11 protein-coding genes are annotated in these 22,434 nt (G+C 70.0%); 9 read left to right on the forward strand and 2 right to left on the reverse strand.

Annotated features, from left to right (window positions below; translation table 11 throughout):
* On the forward strand, positions 1-14,801 hold a 14,801-nt coding region (locus HUA75_RS17210; protein WP_174487056.1), incomplete at its 5' end, for a non-ribosomal peptide synthase/polyketide synthase.
* A gap of 181 nt (positions 14,802-14,982) precedes the next feature.
* The gene (locus HUA75_RS17215; RefSeq protein WP_141648541.1) at positions 14,983-15,204 is read left to right on the forward strand and encodes an MbtH family protein; all 222 of its coding nucleotides are present in this window, start codon (positions 14,983-14,985) and stop codon (positions 15,202-15,204) included.
* Between the two features lie 67 nt (positions 15,205-15,271).
* On the opposite strand, the gene fruA is transcribed toward HUA75_RS17215, so the two are convergent.
* Positions 15,272-15,961, reverse strand: coding sequence for a response regulator transcription factor FruA (gene fruA, locus HUA75_RS17220; RefSeq protein WP_141648540.1), 690 nt, complete (start codon positions 15,959-15,961; stop codon positions 15,272-15,274).
* A 521-nt stretch (positions 15,962-16,482) separates the two neighbouring features.
* Between fruA and HUA75_RS17225 the strand changes: the two genes are divergently transcribed.
* Positions 16,483-17,247, forward strand: a complete 765-nt coding sequence (locus HUA75_RS17225) for an RDD family protein (RefSeq protein ID WP_174487057.1) — start codon at positions 16,483-16,485, stop codon at positions 17,245-17,247.
* A gap of 2 nt (positions 17,248-17,249) precedes the next feature.
* Positions 17,250-18,236: a stage II sporulation protein M gene (locus tag HUA75_RS17230; protein ID WP_141648538.1), complete on the forward strand. Its 987-nt coding sequence runs from the start codon at positions 17,250-17,252 to the stop codon at positions 18,234-18,236.
* Here HUA75_RS17230 and HUA75_RS17235 read toward each other — a convergent pair.
* Positions 18,176-18,679 carry a J domain-containing protein gene (locus HUA75_RS17235; protein WP_141648537.1) on the reverse strand — a complete coding sequence of 168 codons (504 nt, stop codon included), beginning with the start codon at positions 18,677-18,679 and terminating at the stop codon, positions 18,176-18,178. The two genes, HUA75_RS17230 and HUA75_RS17235, sit on opposite strands and share 61 nt — an antisense overlap.
* A gap of 127 nt (positions 18,680-18,806) precedes the next feature.
* Between HUA75_RS17235 and HUA75_RS17240 the strand changes: the two genes are divergently transcribed.
* From HUA75_RS17240 to HUA75_RS17260, 5 genes are all read left to right on the forward strand, one after another.
* On the forward strand, positions 18,807-19,358 hold the full coding sequence (locus tag HUA75_RS17240; RefSeq protein WP_174487058.1) for a HEAT repeat domain-containing protein: 552 nt from the start codon (positions 18,807-18,809) through the stop codon (positions 19,356-19,358).
* Between the two features lie 114 nt (positions 19,359-19,472).
* A complete protein-coding gene (locus HUA75_RS17245; RefSeq protein WP_141648455.1) occupies positions 19,473-20,000 on the forward strand; it encodes a DivIVA domain-containing protein in 528 nt (175 codons plus the stop codon).
* A gap of 3 nt (positions 20,001-20,003) precedes the next feature.
* The gene (locus HUA75_RS17250; RefSeq protein ID WP_141648454.1) at positions 20,004-20,300 is read left to right on the forward strand and encodes a DUF167 domain-containing protein; all 297 of its coding nucleotides are present in this window, start codon (positions 20,004-20,006) and stop codon (positions 20,298-20,300) included.
* Between the two features lie 12 nt (positions 20,301-20,312).
* The gene (locus tag HUA75_RS17255) at positions 20,313-21,551 is read left to right on the forward strand and encodes a peptidase MA family metallohydrolase (protein ID WP_141648453.1); all 1,239 of its coding nucleotides are present in this window, start codon (positions 20,313-20,315) and stop codon (positions 21,549-21,551) included.
* A gap of 175 nt (positions 21,552-21,726) precedes the next feature.
* Positions 21,727-22,272: a hypothetical protein gene (locus tag HUA75_RS17260; RefSeq protein ID WP_141648452.1), complete on the forward strand. Its 546-nt coding sequence runs from the start codon at positions 21,727-21,729 to the stop codon at positions 22,270-22,272.
* Positions 22,273-22,434: the final 162 nt, after the last annotated feature.

The following is a 22,434-nucleotide window of genomic DNA, read 5'->3' on the forward strand; positions in this document are numbered from 1 at the left end:
TCACCGCTGGCCGTGCCCACGGCTTCTCTCCCTCCTCTCGCGTCCTCCAGTACGCCGCCTTCGGCTTCGACGCCTCCGTCGCGGAAATCTTCGGCGCACTCCTCGCCGGCTCCACCCTCGTCCTCGCTCCTCGCGAGCGCCTCCTCCCCGGCGCTCCTCTGCGCGACTTGCTCCGCGACGAGTCCATCTCCGCTGTCACCCTCACTCCCTCCGTCCTCGCGCAGATGCACCCCGAGGACCTCCCCTCTCTCCAAACCCTCATCTCCGCCGGTGAGGCTTGCCCTCCCGAGCTCGTCCAGCGCTGGGGCTCTCGCCTCCGTCTCCTCAACGCCTACGGCCCCACCGAAGTCACCGTCTGCGCCTCCATCTCCGCACCTCTCCTCCCCGGCCAGACTCCTTCCATCGGCAAGCCCTGGGACAACGTCCGCGTCTACGTCCTCGACTCCTCGCTGCGCCCCCTCCCTGTCGGTGTCCCCGGCCAGCTCTGCGTCGACAGCGTCGGCCTCGCTCGTGGCTACCTCTCCCAGCCCGCCCTCACCGCCGAGCGCTTCGTCCCCAATCCCTTCAGCCCCTCCCCCGGCGCGCGCCTCTACCTCACCGGTGACAAGGCTCGCTGGCTTCCCGACGGCACTCTCGAATTCCTCGGCCGCATCGACGACCAGGTGAAGCTGCGCGGCTTCCGCATCGAACTCGGTGAAGTCGAAACCGCGCTCCTCCTCCACCCCTCCGTCCATCAGGCCGTCGCCGTCGTCCGTACCGAAGCCGCCGGCGATAAGCGCCTCGTCGCCTACGTCGTCGCCGACTCAAGTGACACCATCGACGTCGCGGCCCTGCGCGAGTCGCTCAAGCGACGCCTGCCCGAGCACATGGTGCCTTCCACCATCGCCGTGCTCGCCGCGCTCCCCCTCACTCCCAACGGCAAGGTGGACCGCAACGCGCTGCCCTCGCCCGACGCGTCCCTCTCCGCGCCGGTCCGCGAATACGTCGCGCCCCGGACCCACGTCGAAACCCAGCTCGCCGCACTCTGGGCCGAGCTGCTGCACATCGAGCGCGTGGGTATCCACGACGACTTCTTCGAACTGGGCGGCCACTCCCTGCTCGCCACGCAGTCGATGTCTCGCATCCAGGCCACCTTCGGCATGGAAGTGCCACTGAGGGAGCTGTTCGAGGCCCCCACGGTGGCGAAGCTGGCCGCACGGCTCGAAGCGGTCGCGCATGCGGGGGCGGGTGCGTCACGGGCGCCAGAGCTGGTGCCGGTGTCTCGCACGGGTGAACTCCCGCTGTCCTTCGCGCAGCGGCGGCTGTGGTTCCTGGATCAGCTTGAGCCGGGCACCGCCCTCTACAACCTGCCCGCCGCCATCCGCTTGGATGGCCCGGTCGATGTCGCGGCCCTGGAGCAGGCCTTCGGCGCGCTGGTGCGGCGCCATGAGTCACTGCGCACCACGTTCCCCGCGAACGCCCACGGCAGCCCGGTGCAGGCCATCGCCGAGACGGCGGATCTGAAGTTCGCGCTCGTGGACCTGTCCGAGCACCCCTCCGCGCAACGCGAGGACGAAGCGAAGAGGTTGTCGCTCCAGGAGGCGCAGCGGCCCTTCGACCTGGCCCGAGGCCCCCTGCTGCGCGTAACGCTGCTCCGCATGGATGAGCGCCTGCACGTGCTCCTGCTGACGATGCACCACATCATCTCCGACGGCTGGTCCACGGGCGTGCTCGTGCGCGAGGCCGGGGAGCTGTACATCGCCGCCCGCGAGGGACGTCCCGCGTCCCTGCCGGAGCTGCGCGTGCAGTACGCCGACCACGCCGCCTGGCAGCACCAGTGGCTGGAGGCCGGTGAGCTGGAGCGACAGCTCACGTACTGGAGGACCCAGCTCGCGGGCGCGAACCACGTGCTCACGCTGCCGACAGACCGTCCCGTTCCGGCGATGCAGACCCAGGCCGGCTCGACCTACCCCGTGCGACTGTCCCCGGCGGTCTCCTCCGCCGTGACGACCTTCAGCCAGCACATGGGCGCCACGCCGTTCATGGTGCTGCTCGCCGCGTTCGAGGCGCTGCTGTACCGCGCCACGGGTCAGGACGACGTGCTCGTGGGCTCACCGGTGGCCGGGCGCAATCGTCCGGAGACCGAGGGCCTCATCGGCGTGTTCATCAACACGCTCGTCCTCCGTGGGCGGATGTCCGGTGACATGACGTTCCGCGAACTCGTCGAGCAGGCCCGAGAGACGGCGCTCGGCGCGCTCACGAACCAGGATGTCCCGTTCGAGCAGTTGGTGGAGGAGTTGCAGCCCGCGCGCAGCCTGAGTCACTCGCCGCTGTTCCAGGTGATGTTCGCGCTGCAGAACATGCCTGCCCCCTCGCTGACCCTGTCGGAGCTCACCCTCACTTCCGCGGACGTGGACCCGGGCATCGCGAAGTACGCCCTGTCCCTCGTCCTCCAAGAGACGCAGGACGGGCTCACGGGCGGGTTCGAATACAACACGGACCTCTTCGACCTGGAGACCATCCAGGCCATGACGGGGCACTTCACACGCCTGCTCGAAGCGGCGATGAACCACCCGGACCTCACGCTCGCCGAGCTGCCCGTGCTCTCCACCGAGGAGCGGCACCGGCTGGTGGTGGAGTGGAACGACACGCGCTCGGACTTCCCGCGCGACACCTCCGTGTTCGCGTGGTTCCAGTCGCGCGCCGCCCTGGCCCCCGAGACTGTCGCCCTGGAGTGGAACGACGGGCAGCTCACGTATCGCGAGCTGGAGCGGCAGGCGCTCGCGCTGGCGGAAGTGCTGCGTCAGCGCGGCATCGAGCCCGAAGTGCGCGTCGGTCTGTTCGCGCGTCGCTCACCCGAGCTGGTCGCCGGAGTCCTCGGCATTCTCGCCGCGGGTGGCGTCTGGGTCCCGCTCGATCCTTCCTCGCCGTCCGAGCGACTGGCGATGATGCTGGACGACACCGCGCCCACGGTCGTGCTGACCCAGCGCGCGCTGCGTGAGGCGCTGCCAGCGGGGACGGCTGGCGTCCTGGTGCTCGAAGACGTGCTGGCGTCCGAACCGGTGGCGAGCAGCACCTTCCGCGCCCCTGTCCTGCCTTCGGAAAGCGCGGCGTACATCCTCTTCACGTCCGGCTCGACGGGACGCCCCAAGGGCGTACTGGTGCCGCACCGCGCCCTGGCCCGACACACGGCCTGGTTCAGCTCGAATCTGGGCCTGGGGCCCAGCGACCGCGTGCTGCAGAAGACGGCCCCCGGCTTCGACGCCGTGGTGCCGGAGCTGATCTCCACGCTGGTCAGCGGTGCGCGGCTGGTGCTGCCTCCGGCGGCGGCGGACCTGGACATGGACGCACTGCTGACGGTGCTCGCGCATCGGCAGGTGACGGTGCTCCAGCTCGTCCCCTCGCAGCTCAGCCTGTTCGTGGAGGCCGAGCGGCTCGAGCGCGCCACGGGCCTGCGAGTGCTGGTGTCCGGTGGTGAAGCACTGCCGGCGGAGCTCGCGCGACGCATCCGCGCGCAGTGGCCGGAGACCCGTCTGGCCAACTGCTACGGCCCCACCGAGACGGCGGTTGACGCCACGTCCTGGACGGTGAATGGCCTCATCCACGGAGCCACCGCGCCCATTGGCGGCCCGATTGGTGACACGCAGGTGTACGTGCTGGATGCGCATGGGCAGGTGGTGCCCGTGGGTGTCACGGGTGAGCTGTTCATCGGAGGCGAGGGCGTGGCACGCGGCTACGTCGGCCAGCCGGCGATGACGGCCGAGCGGTTCGTCCCGGATGCGTTCTCCTCCGTGCCCGGCGCCCGGCTCTACCGCACGGGCGACCAGGCCCGCTGGCGCCATGACGGCGTGTTGGAGTTCCTCGGTCGCGCCGACGCCCAGGTGAAGGTGCGCGGCTACCGCATCGAGCTGGCCGAAATCGAGTCCGCCCTGCTCGCGCATCCCGAAGTACGTGAAGCCGTGGTGCTCGCTCGCGAGGACCGGCCCGGAGACAAGCGACTGGTGGGTTACGTCGTGGGTGCGTCCTCGCTGGAGGCCCCCGCGCTGCGAGCGTTCATCGCCCAGCGCCTGCCCGAGTACATGGTTCCGTCCGCGCTGCGGATGATGGACGCGCTGCCCCTCACCGCGAACGGCAAGGTGGACCGCAAGGCGCTGCCCGTGCCCGAGCAGTCGTGGCTTACCGAGGACGCGTCCCAGGCCACGCCGGGTACGCCCACCGAGGAGCTGCTCGCGGGGCTGTTCGCCCAGGTGCTCGGAGTGCCGAATGTCAGCACCACCGTCAGCTTCTTCGAGCTGGGCGGACACTCGCTGCTCGCCACGCAGCTCGTCTCACGCGTGCGGTCCGCGTTCCAGGTCGAGTTGCCCCTGCGCGAGCTGTTCGAGGCGCCGACGGTCCACACGCTGGCCACGCGCATCGACGCCGCCCTGAGCGCGGGCGCGAAGCTCCAGAGGCCGCCTCTCACCGCCCTTCCGCGTGATGGCGAAGCGCCCCGGGCCTTCGTGCCGTCCTTCGCGCAGCAGCGACTGTGGTTCCTGGACCAGTTGGAGCCGGGCAGCCCGTCGTACAACATGCCCATCGCGCTGCGGCTCGAAGGCGTGGTGGACACAGACGCGCTGGAGCGAGCCTTCACGGAAGTCGTCCGGCGCCATGAGGTGCTGCGCACGACGTTCCGCGCGGGCCCCGAGCAGCTCGTGCAGGCGCCGATGCCTGTGTCGGTGCCCGTGGTGGAGCTGTCCGGACTCGACGATGCCGAGCTCCAGCTCCGTGTCGATGAAGAGGCTCGTCGTCCCTTCAATCTCACGCACGGCCCCCTGCTGCGCGTCACCCTGCTTCGGCTGGGTGAACAGCGGCACGTGCTGCTGCTGACGATGCACCACATCATCTCGGACGGTTGGTCCATGGATGTGCTCGTGCGCGAGACGGCGGCGCTCTACGCGGCCTTCTCCTCGGGTCAGCCTTCGCCGCTGCCGGAGCTGCCCATCCAGTACGCCGACTACGCCGCATGGCAGCAGTCCTGGCTCCAGGGCGAGGCGCTCGAAACCCAGCTCTCCTGGTGGAAGGAGCTCCTCGCGGGGGTGCCTCCGCTGCTGGAGCTGCCCACGGACTTCCCGCGCCCCGCCGTGCAGGGCTTCCGAGGCGCGAGTGTCTCGCGCGTGATGCCGCGTCAGCTCGTCGACTCACTCCACGCGCTGTGCCGTCGTGAGGGTTCCACGCTGTTCATGGCCCTGGTGGCGGGCCTCCAGGCCGTCCTGTCCCGCTACTCTGGCCAGGAGGACTTCGTCATCGGCACCGGTATCGCCAACCGGAACCAGGCGGAGACCGAGGGCCTCATCGGCTTCTTCATCAACCAGCTCGCCCTGCGCGCGCGGTTAGGTGGCAATCCCTCCTTCCGCGAGCTGCTCGGACGCGTGAGGAAGGACACGCTGGGCGCCTACGCGCACCAGGACCTTCCGTTCGAAGAGCTGGTCAAGGCCGTCAACCCCGAGCGCAGCCTCGCTCACGCGCCCCTCTTCCAGGTCGCGGTGGTGCTCCAGAATCAGCCCGAGGCCGAGCTGAAGCTCCCGGGCCTCACCTTCCACGTCCAGCCCTCCAACACCGGCACCTCGCGCCTCGACCTCACCCTCGCCCTCCAGGAAACGGCCCAGGGCCTGGGGTGCAGCATCGAGTACCGCACCGACCTCTTCACGGCTCAAACCGTCGACAGGCTGCTCATCCACCTCGGTGCCCTTCTCGAGAAGGCCGCGGCCCAGCCGGAGGCTCCTCTCTCCTCCCTCTCTCTTCTCTCCGAGGCCGAGCAGCACCAGCTCCTCGTCGAGTGGAACGACACGGCACGAGACTTCCCGCGCGACTCCACCGCGCACGCCATCTTCGAGGCCCAGGCCGCTCGCACTCCTGACGCCACCGCGCTTCGCTTCGAGGGCACCTCCCTCACCTACGCTCAGCTCGACTCTCGCGCCAATCGCCTCGCGCACCACCTGCGTGGCCTCGGCGTCACGGCCGAAGTCCCCGTCGCTCTCTGCGTCGAGCGCTCTCTCGACCTCGTCGTCTCCATCCTCGCCATCCTCAAGGCTGGCGGCGCCTGGGTCCCTCTCGATGCTTCGTACCCCGTCGAGCGCCTCTCCTTCATGCTCCGCGACTGCGCAGCCCCCGTGCTCGTCACCACGGCGTCGCTCGTCGAGTCGCTGGGCCTGAAAGTCCCGAGCATCGTCCGCCTGGATTCCGACGCGAGCCTCATCTCCGCGCAGCCCGAATCCCCTCCGGCCTCCAGCACCAGCGCCGACAACCTCGCCTACGTCATCTACACCTCCGGCTCCACCGGCACTCCCAAGGGCACCCTTCTCCAGCACCGCGGCCTCGCCAACACCGCGCTCACCGCTGGCCGTGCCCACGGCTTCTCTCCCTCCTCTCGCGTCCTCCAGTACGCCGCCTTCGGCTTCGACGCCTCCGTCGCGGAAATCTTCGGCGCACTCCTCGCCGGCTCCACCCTCGTCCTCGCTCCTCGCGAGCGCCTCCTCCCGGGCGCCCCCTTGCGCGACTTGCTCCGCGACGAGTCCATCTCCGCTGTCACCCTCACTCCCTCCGTCCTCGCGCAGATGAGCCCCGAGGACCTCCCCTCTCTCCAAACCCTCATCTCCGCCGGTGAGGCCTGCCCTCCCGAGCTCGTCCAGCGCTGGGGCTCTCGCCTCCGTCTCCTCAACGCCTACGGCCCCACCGAAGTCACCGTCTGCGCCTCCATCTCCGCTCCTCTCCTCCCCGGCCAGACTCCTTCCATCGGCAAGCCCTGGGACAACGTCCGCGTCTACGTCCTCGACTCCTCTCTGCGCCCACTGCCCGTCGGTGTCCCCGGCCAGCTCTGCGTCGACAGCGTCGGCCTCGCTCGTGGCTACCTCTCTCAGCCCGCCCTCACCGCCGAGCGCTTCGTCCCCAACCCCTTCAGCCCCACTCCCGGCGCTCGCCTCTACCTCTCCGGTGACAAGGCTCGCTGGCTTCCCGACGGCACCCTCGAATTCCTCGGCCGTATCGACGACCAGGTGAAGCTGCGCGGCTTCCGCATCGAGCTCGGTGAAGTCGAGGCCGCTCTCCTCCTCCACCCCTCCGTCCACCAGGCCGTCGCCACCGTCCGTACCGAAGCCGCTGGCGACAAGCGCCTCATCGCCTACGTCGTCGCCGACTCCAGCGACACCATCGACGTCGCGGCCCTGCGCGAGTCGCTCAAGCGACGCCTGCCCGAGCACATGGTGCCTTCCGCCATCGCCGTGCTCGCCGCGCTCCCCTTCACGCCCAACGGCAAGGTGGACCGCAAAGCGCTGCCCTCGCCCGACGTGGAGAGCCTGCGCGGCGACACGGCGTTCACCGCGCCTCGCACGCCCGTGGAGGAGAAGCTGGCGGAGCTGTTCGCGACGGTGCTGAAGCTGGCTCGCGTCAGCGTCACGGACAACTTCTTCGAGATGGGCGGCCACTCGCTGCTCGCCACCCAGGTGACGTCGCGCATCCGCTCCGCCTTCGCGGTGGAGCTGCCGGTGAGAGACCTCTTCGAGGCCCCCACCGTCGCCGCGCTGGCCCAGCGGGTCGACACCGCCCTGCGCACCGGCGCGACGACGACGGCGCCGCCCATCGAGCGCGCGCCGCGCGATGGCAAGCTGCCCCTGTCGTTCTCGCAGCAGCGCGTGTGGTTCCTGGACCAGCTCGAGCCGGGCAGCCCCGCGTTCAACATCCCGACGGCGCTGGTGCTCTCCGGTGTGCTGGACGTGGAAGTGCTGCGTCGGACGCTGGAAGCCGTCGTGCACCGTCACGAGGCCCTGCGCACCACGTTCCACACGGAGTCGGAGGGCCCCGTGCAGGTCATCCACGCCCCCTCGCCGTTCGAGCTGCCCGTCATCGACCTGCGCCACCTCTCCGCCGAGCAGCGAGACCTCGAGGCCCGACGTCACGCGGGCGAACACTCGATGTATTCGTTCGACCTGAGCACCGGGCCGCTGCTGCGCGCCGCCGTGCTGGTACTGGAGGACCAGGAGCACCTGCTGCTGCTCAACGTCCACCACATCGTCTCCGACGGCTGGTCCATCAGCGTCGTCGTCCGTGAGATGGCGCTCCTGTACGGTGACTTCCAGGCCGGCCGCGTGCCGAACCTCCCCGAGCTGCCACTCCAATACGCGGACTTCGCCGCGTGGCAGCGCCGCTGGCTGGACGGCGCTGAGCTGGACCGTCAGCTCACCTGGTGGCAGCGACAGCTCGATGGAGCTCCCCAGGATCTGGAGCTGCCCACCGACCGGCCGCGCGCGCACCTGTCGCGGCCTCGCGGCGGCCTGTTGCCCCTCGTGGTGCCTCCCGAGCTGGCGGTGGCCATCGAGACCTTCTGCCACCGTGAAGGCATCACCCCCTTCATGTTCTTCCTGGCGGCGTTCCAGCTCGTCCTGTCGCGCTACTCCGGTCAGGACGACATCTCCGTGGGCTCGCCGGTGGCGGGACGCAACCGCGCGGAGCTGGAGGGCCTGGTCGGCTACTTCCTCAACACGCTGGTCCTCCGCACGCGCCTGGATGGAGACCCGACGGTGCGCGAGCTGCTGGGCCGCGTGCGCGAGACGGCGCTCGGCGCCTACGCACACCAGCACCTGCCCTTCGAGCAGCTCCAGCCCCTGCGTGACCTCCAGCAGTCGCCGCTGTTCCGCGTGATGTTCATCCTCCAGAACACACCGGACGCGACGGCCTCACTGCCGGGCCTGACGCTGCGTCCGGGCCCCGACGAGGACCATGTCGCCAAGTTCGACATCACGCTTTCCATGGGACGAAACGCCGCGGGCTTCACGGGCGAATTCAACTACCAGGCGGACCTCTACGACGCGTCCACCATCGAGCGGATGATCCGGCACTTCCGGGCGCTCGTGGAGCTGCTCGTCTCCGCCCCCGAGCGTCGCCTCTCCTCGCTCACCCTGCTCTCCGGCGAGGAGCGTCTGCGGCAGCTCGTGACGTGGAACGACACGCGCGCGGACTTCCCCGAGGCCTGCGTACACGTGCTCTTCGAGGCCCAGGTCCACCGCGCTCCCAACGCGCTGGCGGCCTCCTTCGAGGGCACCCAGCTCACCTATGCCCAGTTGAACGAGCGGGCCAACCAGCTCGCCCATGTGCTGCGCCGTCACGGCGTCGGCCCCGAGGTCCGCGTCGCGCTCGGCGTGGAGCGCTCGCTGGATGTCGTGGTGGGCCTGCTCGGCATCCTCAAGGCGGGCGGCGCCTGGGTGCCCGTGGATCCGCTGCTGCCGCGCGAGCGCCTGTCCTTCCTGCTCGACGACAGCGGTGCCGCGCTGCTGCTGACACAGTCCCCGCTCGTGGACCGCTTCCCCGAGCCGCACCGCGCCCGTGCCCTGTGCCTGGACACCGCGCACGAGGTCCTGGCGCGCGAGAGCACCGAGGCGCCCGTCACCGGCGTCACTCCCGGCAACCTCGCGTACGTGCTCTACACCTCCGGCAGCACGGGCCAGCCCAAGGGCACGGCGGTGGAGCACCGGAGCGTGGCCAACCTCGTCACGCACGAGGCCACGGCCTACGGCATCGGTCCGGGCGAGCGCGTGCTCCAGTTCGCCAACCTCTCCTTCGACCTGTCCGTGGAGGAGATCTTCACCACGCTGACCTCGGGCGCCACGCTGGTGCTCGCGCCGCTGGAGAAGGTGATGCCGGGCGCGCCGCTGCACGCCCTGCTGCGAGAGCAGGCGCTCACTGTCATCAGCCTCACGCCCGCGGCGCTGGCCGCCACGCCCGCCGACGCGCTGCCCGCGCTGCGGACGGTCATCTCCGGCGGCGAGGCCCTGCCCTCGGACGTCGTCGCACGGTGGGCCCCGGGTCGCCGGTTCCTCAACACCTACGGCCCCACGGAGGCCACCGTCGTGGCCACGCTCGGACAGGTCGTCGCGGATGACAGCCACGTGCCCTCCATCGGCAGGCCCCTGGCCAACGTGCGCGTCTACGTGCTCGACGCACGCGGCGAGCCGGTGCCGGTGGGCGTCAAGGGTGAGCTGTACCTGGGCGGAGTCGGCGTGGCCCGAGGCTACGCGGGCAGGCCCGCGCTCACCGCCGAGCGCTTCATCCCGGATGCGTACTCCGAGGTGCCCGGCGCTCGGCTGTACCGCACCGGCGACGTGGTGCGCTGGCGCGACGACGGCACGCTGGAGTTCGTCGGCCGCGTGGACGCGCAGGTGAAGGTGCGTGGCTTCCGCATCGAGCTGGGTGAAGTCGAGGCCGCGCTGGCCCGGCACCCGGCGGTGCGCGAGGCCGTGGTGGTGGCTCGCGAGGATGGACCTGGTGGCAAGCGCCTCATCGCCTACGCCGTGGCGCGCGAGGGTGTGCCCACCGACGGAGCGACGCTGCGCTCGGCGCTGAAGGACGCGCTGCCCGAGTACATGGTGCCCACGGTGGTGATGGTGCTGGACGCGCTGCCGTTGACCTCGAACGGCAAGGTGGACCGCAAGGCCCTGCCCGCGCCGGACATGAGCAACGTCAGCGGGCGGCCCGACTTCGTGGGGCCTCGCACACCCACGGAGGCGCGGCTGGGCACCATCTGGTGCGCGGTGCTCGAAGTGGAGCGCGTGGGCATCCACGACAACTTCTTCGAGCTGGGCGGGCACTCGCTGATGGCGACCCAGGCCATCAGTCGCATGCGCGCGGTGTTCAAGGTGGAGCTGCCGCTGAGGGACTTGTTCGACACGCCCGACCTGGCGGCACTGGCGCAGCGCGTGGACCTCGCGGTGCAGCAGGGCCAGGGTCTGGAGATTCCGCCGCTGGTCCCCGTGGCGCGCACGGGCGATCTGCCGGCGTCGTTCGCCCAGCAGCGCCTGTGGTTCCTCGACCAGCTCGAGCCGAACAGCGCCTTCTACAACATCCCCGCCACCGTGCGGCTGGAGGGCGCGCTGAACGTGGACGCGATGAGCCGGGCCGTCAACGAGTTGCTCCGTCGGCACGAGTCCCTGCGCACGTCCATCCTGAGCAACAACGGTCAGCCCATCCAGGTCATCCATCCGCACGAGCCCGCCGCGCTGATCGTGCTGGACCTGAGTGCGCTGGAGCCCGAGGCCCGCGAGGCCGAGGCGCGTCGCGCGGTCACCGAGGAGACGCAGCGTCCGTTCAACCTGACGGACCGCTCGCTCCTGCGCGTCCGGCTGCTGAAGCTCGGCGCCGAGGACCACGTGCTGCTGATGTCCATGCACCACATCGTCTCGGATGGTTGGTCCATGGGTCTGCTCATCAACGAGCTGGCCTCCGCGTACACGTCCTTCGCCCGGGGACTGCCGCTCACGCTGCCGGACCTGCCGCTCCAGTATGCGGACTACTCCACTTGGCAGCGCAGTTGGCTGAAGGGCGACGTGCTCGACAGGCAGGTGGCCTGGTGGCGCAAACATCTGCTGAACGCGCCCCCGGCGCTGGAGCTGCCCACGGACTTCGCCCGTCCGGCGGTCAGCAGCTTCAAGGGTGACATGGTGGGCGTCACCATGCCGCGCGGCCTCCAGGATGCGGTGCAGACCCTGGCGCGCCGCGAGGGCGCCACGACGTTCATGGTGCTGCTCGCCGCCTTCCAGACCCTGCTGTGGCGCTACTCCGGTCAGGACGACATCAGCATCGGCTCTCCCATCGCCGGCCGGCGCCACTCCGACCTCGAGAAGCTCATCGGCTTCTTCGCCAACACGCTCGTGCTGCGCACGCAGCTGTCCGAGCACCAGACGTTCCGCGAGCTGCTCGGCCGCGTACGTGAGGCGACGCTGGATGCGTACGCGCACCAGGACGTTCCGTTCGAGAAGCTGGTCGAGGAGCTCCAGCCCGAGCGCAGCCTCAACCGCACGCCGCTGTTCCAGGTGCTGTTCGTCCTCCAGAACGTCAACAAGGAGACCTACGACTCCGCGGGCCTCCGCATGTCGGCGATGGAGGCCACCAGCGGCACGGCCAAGTTCGACCTGACGCTCTCCGTGTTCGAGTCGCCGCAGGGCTTCGCCGGCTACCTGGAGTACGCCTCCGACCTCTTCACGCGAGAGACGGCGGAGCGGATGGTGGGGGCGCTCCAGCACCTGCTCGAAGGCGCCGTCTCCCAGCCGGACCTGACGCTGGGCCGGCTGCCCCTGCTCTCGGACACCGAGCGTCAGCAGGTCGTCGAGGGCTTCAACGCCGCGGTGGACCCGACCTACGTGCCGGGCCTGATGCACCGCTGGGTGGAGGCCCAGGTGTCGCGCACACCGGACCGCGTGGCCGTGACGGATGGCACCCGCTCACTCACCTACGCGCAGCTCGACGCGCGGGCCAACCAGCTCGCCCATCACCTCATCGCGCTCGGCGTGCCCGTCAATGGCACGGTGGGCCTGTGCCTGGAGCGCGCGAGCCTGGACATGCCCGTCGCGGTGCTGGCCACGCTCAAGGCGGGCGCCGCCTTCCTCCCGTTGGACCCGAGCTACCCGGCGGACCGACTGGCCCTGATGCTGGAGGACACCGGCGCGCCCGTCGTCCTCGCGCACTCGGCGCTCGTCTCCGCGCTGCCTCCGGGATTGACGGCGCGAGTGCTCCGACTCGAGGAGGAGACGTCCGTCGCCTCGCGGCCGACGCACTCGCCCGACGTGGACATGTCGCCGGAGACGAACTGCTACTTCGTCTACACCTCCGGCAGCACGGGCCGGCCCAAGGGCATCGTCATGTCCCACCGCGCGGTGGGCAACATGCTGTGGTGGCTGATGAAGCGCGCGGTGAAGCCGGACGCGACGACGCTCCAGTTCGCGTCGCTCAACTTCGACGTGTCGTTCCAGGAGCTGTTCGGCACCTGGTTCCTGGGTGGCAAGGTGCTGCTCATCAACGGCTCGCTGCGCCAGGACCCGCCCGCCATGCTGCGCTACATGCGCGAGCACCGCGTGGAGCGGCTGTTCCTGCCCTTCGTCGCCCTCCAGGCGATGTGCGACGCGGCGCTCACGGAGAAGGAGCTTCCACCGCTGGGTGAAATCATCACCGCCGGCGAGCAGCTCCAGGTGACGCCCGCGCTGCTCGCGTTCTTCGACCGGCTGCCGGAGTGCACGCTGGAGAACCAGTACGGCCCGTCGGAAGCGCACGTCGTCACCGCGTGGCGCGCACCCGCGGACCGCAAGCGCTGGCCGGCGCTGCCCCCGGTGGGCTCGCCGGTCACCAACGTGCAGCTCTACGTGTTGGACCCGCACGGCGCGCCCTGCCCCATCGGCGTCGCGGGCGAGGTCTACGTCGGTGGCGCCAACGTGGCCCACGGCTACCACGGCCGTCCGGACCTGACGTCGGACCGGTTCCCGCCGAACTTCATGGGTGGCGCTTCCGGCTCGCGGCTGTACCGCACGGGCGACAAGGCCCGGTGGCTGGCGGATGGCAACCTGGAGTTCCTCGGCCGCCTGGACAGCCAGGTGAAGCTGCGAGGCTTCCGCATCGAGCTGGGCGAGGTGGAAGTGGCCCTGCGCGCGCTGCCCCAGGTGCGCGACGCGGTGGCCATCGTCCGCGAGGATGTCGCGGGAGATCGCCGCCTCGTCGGCTACGTGGTGCTGCCGGCCGACGCGCCGTGGAGCACCGAGGAGGCCCGTCAGGTCCTTCGCGAGAAGCTGCCCGAGTACATGGTGCCGTCCATCTTCGTGCGTCTGGAGGCGCTGCCGCTGATGCCCACCGGCAAGGTGGCGCGCGGCGCGCTGCCTCCTCCGGACGAGGAGAGCCTGCGTGGCACCACGCCGTTCTCCGCGCCTCGCACGCCACTGGAGGATCTGCTGGCCGGGGCCTTCGCGGAGGTGCTGCGCACGCCTCGCGTGAGCATCACCGACAACTTCTTCTCGCTCGGTGGGCACTCGCTGCTGGCCACGCAGGTCGTCTCCCGCGTGCGCGCGGTGCTGGGCGTGGAGCTGCCGCTGCGCGCCCTCTTCGAGGCCCCCACCGTCGAGTCGCTCGCCCTGCTGCTCGAGCGCGCCCAGGAGGCGCTGAAGGCCCAGGACACACGCCCCAAGGCGACGGCCCGTCCGGCCACGCCCACCTGGTCGCCGCTCGTCACGCTGCGCCCGGGCACCGATGCGCGACGCGTGCTCCACGTCATCCACGGAATGGATGGCCGGGTGGACGGCTACGCGGAGCTCGCGAACCACGCCCCCGAGGGCTGGAGCGTCGTCGGAATCCAGGCCCGAGGGCTGGAGGAGGGCCGCGCCCCGCTCGAGTCCGTGGAGGCGATGGCCACGCTCTACGTGGAAGCCCTGCGTGCCTCCGCGCCCCAGGGGCCGTACCGGCTCGCGGGCCCGGGAATGGGCGCGCTGGTGGCGTGGGAGATGGCACAGCAACTCCAGCGCGAAGGCCATGCCGTGGAGCTGCTGCTCATCGAGCCGCTCCCCGCGGAGCCGGATGCCAGCACGGCGGCCACCACGGCCGGCGCGCAGGGGGCGCTGTTCGCGAAGCTGCTCGCCGCCCAGGCGGGCATCGACGCCCCGGCGCTGCCCTCGGCGCTCACCACCAGCAAGGACGCGGAGCCGCTGCTCGCGCACCTGCATGCCGAAGGCGCGAAGACGGGCCTGCTGCCGGAAGCGCTCTCGCTCGAGGAGCTGCGCGTGCACTTCAAGGTCTTCGCCAGCCACCTGCGCGCCGCGCGGCGCTACCTCCCCGAGCCCACCGAGGGCGCCGTGCTGCTGCTGCGCGCGACGGAGGCTCCGGAGCGGGATGAGGACGCGCTCGACGGGGGCTGGGGCGAGCTGGCCGAGGGCGGCCTCGAGCTCCACGAGTCCCCCGGAGACGCCGTCTCCGTGCTGCGCGCACCGCACGTCACGCGGTGGTTGAAGAAACTGTTCGACCTGGAAGGTCGGGAGTCATGACGGGCCACCTTCGCGACAGGGGGTGGCTCTCTCTCGCACCAGGACGCATGGTCGCGGGAAGGACAGCCTGTCGGAGCAGTGTTCCAGCAGAGGGGTCGGTAGGCATCCGCCTACTCCTGGCGGTCTTGACCCCTTTTCCTGGGATGTGAACAAGATGCAGCCACTTTCAGGAGTCACTCACATGGCGGACGAGCGCGAGGACACGACGATCTACAAGGTCGTCGTCAACCACGAGGAGCAGTATTCCATCTGGCCGGCGGACCGGGAGAACGCGCCGGGCTGGAAGGACGCGGGCAAGCAGGGCCTGAAGGCCGAGTGCCTCGAGCACATCAAGCAGGTGTGGACGGACATGCGTCCGCTGAGCCTGCGCAAGAAGATGGAAGAGCAGGCGCTGAAGAACTGAAGTGACGAGCGCCCCGCCTGACGGACCCCGGTGAACTCACTGGGGTCCGAGGGCGGGGTTCAACGTCTCAGAGGTCCGGCGGCGGACGAACCCCCAGATGGCAGGCGCGCAACGCCAGCTGGGTGCGGTTCTCGGCCCCAAGCTTTCGGTAGAGCTGGGTGACGTGCGACTTGACGGTGCGCTCGGCGATTTGAAGATGTGCGGCGATCTTCAAGTTGTCCGCGCCCCCGGCCACATACGCCAGGACCTCGCGCTCGCGCTGAGTGAGCGCCAGCAGGACACTCGCGGTGGGTGACGTGACGGGCGGATGCTCGAAGTCGTTGCGCAACAGCTGCACCGGGAAGAGCCGCTCACCTCGCACCAGCGAGTTGATGGCCGAGGACACGGCGGACGTGCCGAGCCCCTTCCGGAAGAGGTAGCCGGAGGCACCCTCGTCGAAGCACTGGGAGATGATCTCCGGAGCACTCACGGCCGAGAGGAGCAACATGCGCACCTCCAGCCGACGCTTGCGTGCCTCGCGCAGCAGGTTGATGCCTTCGGTCACCGAGCAGCCCACGGCCGCTTCGCTATCTCCTTCCACATCCATCACCGCCACTTGTGGCGGATCGGTTCCCAGCCCATCGAGAAAGAGTCGCACGTCCCTCGTCACCGAGGTCACGGCAACACCCTCGCCGCGAAGACCGTCGGCGAGGCTTTCCCACGCCGCCCACGGTCCTTCGAGAATGGATACACGGATCGCTGCTTGATTAGTTGCCATGCGAAGGCCCCCCAGCCGCCATGGCGAAACAACTTGGACTGCAGTGTTGACTGCTTCCGACCTCCGGACAGCTCAGGCCAGCGGGAAGAGGCTTCCAGGTCGTGCGTGCACGTCCGCTGAACCACTCCGGGATCGGCCCATCGATGTAAGACCCGACTCCCTGACTGCTTTCAACTACCCACGACTCGCGACGTCCTTCCGGGCTCCACCTCCGCTGGAGCCAGCTCCAGGTTCAACGCCACGAATACCCTAACACCGGGAAAGCGCAGAGGCGAAGGCGCCCCTGGCGCGAGTGTCAAGTGTGCGCGAATCGGATTGGATTCGGGCACCGCGTCCGTTGGTTCGTCATCGCTGTCACGTCCATGACAGCCTTTTCCGTCCAACAGCCGATACCCGCCGTCCCCCGTCGTGGGTCCGGATGTCCACCACGCAACACCCCTCTGAGCCTGGATTAGCCAGACAGCCGGGTCGCAACAGGTGGGAGATGGTACGGCGGGCGGCGTGTATGCTGGGTAGCGGACATGAGTACCGCTTCGACTCCGCACCTCGCCGTGGCCACGCCGGAACGCGTGGCGCTCTCCCTGCCCGTGGCCGGCATCGGCTACCGGTGCCTCGCGTGGCTGGTGGACGCCAGCCTGCTCTTCTTCTTCTGGGTGGTGGCGTACTTCGTCTTCACGCTGCTGGTGTCGGACGTGCTCGGCGTCTTCCAGGGGCTGTCGGGCGTGGGCCAGACGTTGCTCGTGGTGGGCATCTTCGCCACACAGTGGCTGTACTGGACGCTGGGCGAAGTCTTCTTCCATGGGCAGACACCGGGCAAGCGGGCGCTGCGCATCCGCGTGGTGCGGCTGGATGGCTCGCCAGTGGGCCTCTACGAGAGCGCGGTGCGCAACCTGTGCCGCGCGGTGGACTTCCTGCCGGGTGTCTATGCCGCCGGCTGCATCAGCATGCTGCTGACGCCGCACCACCGACGCCTGGGTGACCTGCTGGCCGGAACGGTGCTGGTGCGCGAGGAGCGCATCGACCTGGACAAGTACACCGCGACGAGGGCGCCCGAAGCCGGCGCCCCGAGTCCGAAAGCCACGCGGGCGCTGACGCCGGACGAGGTGGAGCTGGTGCTGGCCTTCCTCACGCGCGCGCCCGGTTTGCAAGCCGACGTCCGGAGGAGGATGGGGACAAAGCTGGTGGAGAAGCTGGGCGGGCTGACGTCCGAGGAGCAGGCCACGGTGCTCGCGTCGGCCGAGGCCACCGAGGCGTTCCTGCGGGCCCACGTTCAGGTGGAGCGCTAGAGATGGCCGTTGCCCTGCCGGCCTTTGTCGCCAGCCACCGTGGAAGCTGGGACTCCCTGGAGGCACTGCTCACGCGCCAACGCGAGGGCACCCTGACGCTGGAGGAGCTGCGCACGCTGGACACGCTGTATCGCCGCGCCGCCTCGGACCTGGCGCATGCGCAGACGTTCTACCCGGGCACCGACGCGCACCGATTCCTCAACCAGCTCTGCGCGCGCGCCTACGCCGCCATCTACCAGCCCCCGCGCGAGCGCTGGGCGTCGGTGCGCGCCTTCTTCCGCCGCGAGTTCCCCCAGACGCTGCGCAGGGAGCTGCGCTACGTGGGTGCCAGCGCCGCGCTGTTCATCCTGGGCCTGCTGCTGGGCGCACTGGTCGTGCTGTGGGAGCCTCGGGGCGCGGAGCTGCTCGTGCCCGCGGGCGTCCGTCAGTACGTGGCCCAGGGCCGCATGTGGACGGACGACATCCTGTCCGTGGCGCCGCCCAACTCGGTGTCGTCGGGTATCGCCACCAACAACCTCACCGTCACCATCCTCACCTTCGCCATGGGCCTGTTCTACGGGCTGGGGACGGTGTTCATCCTGGTGAACAACGGCGTGCAGATTGGCGCCATCGCCGCGCTGTGCGCCCGCGAGGGGATGCTGGGGAGGCTTATGGACTTCATCTCCGCGCACGGCCCGGTGGAGCTGTCCGTCATCGTCATCGCGGGCGGAGCGGGGCTGATGGTGGGCCAGTCACTCATCGACCCGGGGGAGCTGCCCCGGGGACAGGCGCTGGCCCTGCGCGGGCGGGAAGCGGTGAAGCTGGTGCTGGGGTGCGCGCCCTTCCTCGCCCTCATCGGCGTGGTGGAGGGCTACGTGTCGCCGGGCGACTTGTTCCCCACCTGGGCGAAGGCGGCGCTCGGCCTGGCCCTGGGGGGATTGTTCTGGGGCTACCTGCTGCGCGCGGGCAGCGCGGAGGCGGAGACGGTGCCAGAGGTCAGGGCGTCCTGACGCTTGTGCTGCTGGTGGCGGAGGATGCGCTCATAGGCCACGTTCAGCTCGCGCATCTTCTCCACGGAGCCGCCCCGGTCCGGGTGCCGCTCCAGCGCCAGCGCGTGGTAGCGCGCACGGACCTTCTCCGCCGAGTCCAGGGGCGAGACGCCCAGGAGCTGGTACGGGTCCTGGTCCTCGATGGCGGACAGCCAGCGCTCCAGCCGGTCCTTCACCTCGATGAAGCGCTCATCCTGGGCGCCGGTGTCCTTCACCGGGTGGGTGCGCACCTTCGCGTCCGCGCGGAGCACGTCCGTGTAGGTACTGCTGACCCAGCGGTGGCAGCCGGAACACCGGTAGTAGCGAACCCGGTTCCCCATCTGAAGGGTCATCCGGATGCCGCAGTGGGTGCACTCCACCTCCACGTTCTCCAGGGTCCGCCAGCTCGAAACCGCAGTGTTCATCAGCACTTGCTCCCGTCAGCAACACGCCTGTAGCACCGCCAAACTCCCATGTCGGGAGATCGCGTCAAGAAAATCTCCACGGGCGCGGCTGCTCCAGGCACCCGGCTTTCGGGTTAGATAGGGGCCCATGAGCCCCCTGCTCGTCGCCGGACTGCTGCTCGTCGCCGCCGCTCCGGCCCGGACGCCCGCGCCCGCCACCAGCCGCCCCGCCCCCCCCTCGTCCCGGCCCGCCCCGGCGCCGCCCGAGCCCCCCGCCCCCGTGGCCTCGGCGGACGACACCGCCCTGCTGCGCGCCCTCTTGTGGGCCGCCCGCCCCGCGCCCGAGGAGGTCCGCGCCATCGCCGTGGAGGACCTGGCCCTGCTGGGAGACCCTCGCGCGCTGGACTCGCTGGCCACGCACCTGTGGGACCCCAATCCCCGCACCCAGCAGGCCGTGCTGCGCGCGGTGGCCCTCTTCCAGCACCCCCGCGCCGAGGAAATCCTGGGCAACGTGGTGCGCCACCCCCGCATGCCGGACGCACTGAAGATTCAGGCCCTCAACGGCCTCGTCTTCCAGCGGACCGCGTCCGCCCGGCGCACCGTGCAGGACGCGGCCACCGACTCGCGCCTCACCTCGGTGGTGCAGAACGCCGCGCGCGCCGTCGCCGAGCAGTGGAACGCGCCGCCCGCATCGCGCTGAGCACGTCGCTCGCCGCCCCACCAGGCGAGCAGGCGAGGAGCGCTTTCCGGGCGCGGCGTCGCCCGCGAGGGCCGAATCCTGGAGAAGTCATCGGCCTGCGTTAGACTCGCGCGCATGAAGATCACCCCGCTCGACATCCGGCAGAAGCGGTTCGAAACGGCGCTGCGAGGTTTCTCCCGCCGCGAAGTCGAGGCCTACCTCGAGCTGATCGCCGGCGAGTTCGAGGAAGTGGTGAAGGAGAACATCGCGCTCAAGGAGGAGCTGAAGCGCACGCAGCTCAAGCTCGAGCAGCACCAGGAGCGCGAGCGCACCCTCCAGGAGACGATGGTCACCGCCCAGCGCATCAGCGAGGACCTGCAGTCCGCCGCCAAGAAGGAGGCGGAGATCATCATCGCGGACGCCGAGCACCAGGCGGAGAAGATCGTCCACGGCGCGCATCAGCGGCTGGTGCAGGTGGTGGAAGACATCAACGAGCTCAAGCGCCAGCGCACCCAGTTCGAGTCCCAGGTGCGCTCGGTGCTGGACGCGCACCAGAAGCTGCTGGAGACCTTCAAGGCCCCCACCTTCGCGGACCGCGACTACGCCCGCGTCGAGGACAACGTGGCCTACCTGTCCCAGAAGAAGGCCAACGGCAACGAGTAGCCCATGGCCGCGCCCTGGCTGAAGTCCCTGCCGGACGGCGTGGAGCTGGCCCTGCTCATCCAGCCCCGCGCCTCGCGCACCCGCGTCGTCGGGGAACATGACGGGTTGTTGAAAATCCAGCTCGCCGCTCCGCCCGTGGATGGGGAAGCCAACGCCGCCCTCCTCGAGTTCCTGGGCAAGCAGCTCGGTGTGCCCCGGCGGCAAGTCACGCTCGTCGCCGGTGACGCGTCGCGCCGAAAACGCGTTCAGGTGGTGGGGGTTGATGCGGCGCGGGTCGAGGCTGTTATGTCTGGGGGATAGCGAGGCCCCCGCATGCGCCACCTGCTCGTCCTGCTCCTGTTGCTGCTGGCCATGCCTCGGGCGTGGGCCCAGGGCCTGGGTGAAGGCTCCGGTTCCCATCCCCACGGGGGCGAAGCCCTGGTGGACGACGTGGTGCTCGTCCCCCACTCCCGGCCCAAAATCGTCGCCGGAGAGCTGTCGACGAAGCGCTTCCGCATCCTCCACACGGCGGCGGCCACCGTGGCGGCGAGGGAGCTGGCGGAGAAGATTGAATCGGTGCGCGACGGCTTCGGCAACATCCTGGGGCGCGACTGGCCTGGGGTGACGGAGATTCGCCTGGGCGTGGGCCGCGAGGAGTTCGAGGCGCTGGCGCTCCCCGGCGGCCGGCCTCCGGGCTGGGCCGTGGCGCTGGCCTACCCCACGCATCAAATCATCCTGCTGGACGCGCTCAGCCTCCACGCGCCGGACGGCCAGCAGACGCTGAGACATGAGCTGGCGCACGTGGCCTTGGGACAGCTCGCCCGGGGCTGGCCCCGCTGGTTTCAGGAGGGCGTCGCGCAGAACGTCACTGGAGAGCGCTTCTCGCTCACCCACTACTCGGCCCTGTTTCGCGCGGTGACGCAGGAGCGCGTCTTCCACTTCGAGGACCTGTCCTCCGACTGGCCGGACCTGCCCGCCGACGTGGAGATCGCCTACGCCCAGAGCGCCGCCTTCGTCGCGCACCTCTCCACGCGCTACGGCCCCCAGGCGATGGGACTGCTCATCGACGGCGTGCGCGACGGGGAGCCCTTCGAGACGGCGTTCGGCAAGGCGTTCCACACCTCGCTGGACGTGGAGGAGTCCGGCTGGCGTGACGGGCTGGCGGCCCGCTACGGGTGGCTGCCGCTCACCACCAGCTCCGCCCTGCTGTGGTTGACGGCCTCCATCCTGTGCGTGGCCGCGTACGCGCGCCGACGCCAGCAGAAGGCCGCGCGACTGGCGGAGATGACGGCGCAGGAGGCCGCGGACGAGGCCGCCCTGCGGCTGATGATGGTGGCCCAGCAGCAGGCGGCCGAGGCCGGCACGCCCCTGTCGGGTCCCTCCGCGCCGCTTCAGGAGCTGTACTGGCCCGGCCCCCCCGCGTCGGAACCGGAGCCGGAGCACCCCGAGTCGCCGCCTCACGCCGAGTCGACGTCAGGCGAGTACTCCGTCGGACCCGAGCACGAGAGCGAGCAGGCGGCCGGGAGCGATGACGAGCTGAAAGCCCGCACCGCCAAGCCCACGCTGCACTGAGTCGCGCCCTCCACCCGGACCCTGTCTGGACCTTCGGACAGGTCTACAAGCCGAACCCCGAAGTTTTTACTTCGTCGCCTCCCCACGCGCGGCAGTGCCCTTTCCAAGTTGCTGATTTTCCTGGAGAGGCCACGTCCCAGGCGCTGGCAACCGACTTGCTATAGCTCCCGGTGCGATGCGGAAGGCACCGGACATGACTGAGCGGGGACGTAAGGCAGCCGGGCTGGCGCGGTTCTTCCGCCAGCAGCCAGACCGGATCGCGGCGCTGTGGCGCCGGATGCGGATGTCGGCTCACGAAGCGACTGACGGCAACCAGACTCCGCTGAGTCAGCTCGACGGCTTGGTGGAGCCCTTCGTCCGGGAGCTGGGGCTGACGCTGGAGGGGGACGACACGAGCCCCTGGAGCCGTACGAAAGCGGTGCTGCGCCTGTCGCCGGAGCGTGGCGCGCGCGCCCTGCACGAAGAATTCTCGGCGCTGCGGCGCTGCCTGGTGGACGCCGCGGAGGTGCTCGGCGGCGGGGATTGGGAGAAGGAGCGCATCAACCGCGCCGTGGATGAGGCGGTGGACTCGGCGGTGGCGCTGCTTCAGCGACTGAGGGATTCGAGAGTCGAGGGGCCTCGGGTGCCCTTCGGCGGTCTGGTGGTGGAGTACTTCGAGCGGGCTTCACGCGTCAGACACGTGCCGCCGGGCTCGAGGGATGGGCGTACCGCGATGCATTGAGGGTGGTCGGTTTTGCCGACCCGTCCGGCTTGACGCTCCAATCTTGGGAGGGTCCGAGGCCGGCGGGAGGGAGCGTGCCAGGGGTGGGGACCTCATGGCACGCCTTGTGGGGTCGCGTGCTCCCACTGGGGAGTGGTGAGCGCGCATCGCGAGCCGCTGGCA

Origin of the sequence: Myxococcus sp. CA040A (assembly GCF_013336725.1) — a bacterium.
Lineage (GTDB): Bacteria > Myxococcota > Myxococcia > Myxococcales > Myxococcaceae > Myxococcus > Myxococcus llanfairpwllgwyngyllgogerychwyrndrobwllllantysiliogogogochensis.